1 protein-coding gene is annotated in these 1,152 nt (G+C 67.5%); it reads left to right on the top strand.

The window, feature by feature from the left end; all coding sequences use genetic code 11:
* The coding region (gene tig / locus I5E_RS06405; RefSeq protein WP_022906260.1) for a trigger factor at window positions 1-1,119 on the top strand (1,119 nt) is incomplete at its 5' end.
* Window positions 1,120-1,152: the final 33 nt, after the last annotated feature.

Below are 1,152 nucleotides of genomic sequence, written 5' to 3'. Positions count from 1 at the left end.
CTCGGGTGCGCCCAGGGCGAGCTCGTGGGCATCGAGGTTGTGCCAGCCGTCGAGGTCGGTGTACTCGACACCGCGCTCGGCGAGCAGCGCCGGGATGGCACCTTCGGACGGGTCGGCGGGCGCTTCACGGGCGACCTCGTCCTCACCTTCGAGGTGGACGTGCGTCCCGAGTTCGACCTGCCGGAGTACGACAAGTACGAGCTGACCGTCGACGCGGTCGAGGTCTCCGACGACGAGATCGAAGAGGAGCTGCAGAACCTGCGCACCCGCTTCGGCACCCTCGTGACCGTCGACCGCCCGGCCACGACCGGCGACTTCGCCCAGATCGACCTCACCGCCACGATCGGTGACGACGAGGTCGACTCGGCCACCGGCGTCTCCTACGAGATCGGCTCGGGCGACCTGCTCGAGGGCATCGACGAGGCGCTCGAGTCCCTGACCGCCGGCGAGTCCACCACCTTCGAGTCCAAGCTCGTCGGTGGCGACCGCGAGGGCGAGACCGCCCAGATCGCCGTGACCGTCACCGCCGTCAAGGAGCGCGAGCTCCCCGAGGCCGACGACGAGTTCGCCCAGATCGCCAGCCAGTTCGACACGATCGACGAGCTCAAGGCGGACCTCAAGGAGCAGATCGCGAAGTCCAAGACCTTCGGTCAGGGCGCCGCGGCTCGCGACAAGCTCGTCGAGAAGCTCATCGAGGACGTCGACATCCCGATCTCGGAGCAGCTCATCGAGGACGAGGTGCACCGTCACCTCGAGCAGGAGAACCGCCTCGAGGACGACGAGCACCGCAAGGAGGTCTCCGAGTCCAGCGAGAAGGCCTTCCGCTCGCAGATCCTCCTCGACTCGATCGCCGAGAAGGAGGAGATCCAGGTCTCCCAGGAGGAACTCACGCAGTACCTCATCCAGGCCGCTGCGCAGTACGGCATGGAGCCGGGCGAGTTCATCAAGGTCATCGACCAGAACGGGCAGATCCCGGGCATGGTCGGCGAGGTCGCGCGCTCCAAGGCCGTCGCGACCGTGCTCTCGAAGGTGACCGTCAAGGACACCAACGGTGACGACGTCGACCTCTCCGCCTTCACGGCGGGGGTCGCGCAGACGCCTGCGGAGGACGCCGAGTAACGATCTCGACGCCACCGGAACGACGGACGGGAG

This window comes from Curtobacterium sp. B18 (assembly GCF_000333375.1).
Taxonomy (GTDB): Bacteria; Actinomycetota; Actinomycetes; order Actinomycetales; family Microbacteriaceae; genus Curtobacterium.
Note: the sequence above shows the minus strand (reverse complement) of the source record. Positions and strands in the feature narration are given on the sequence as shown.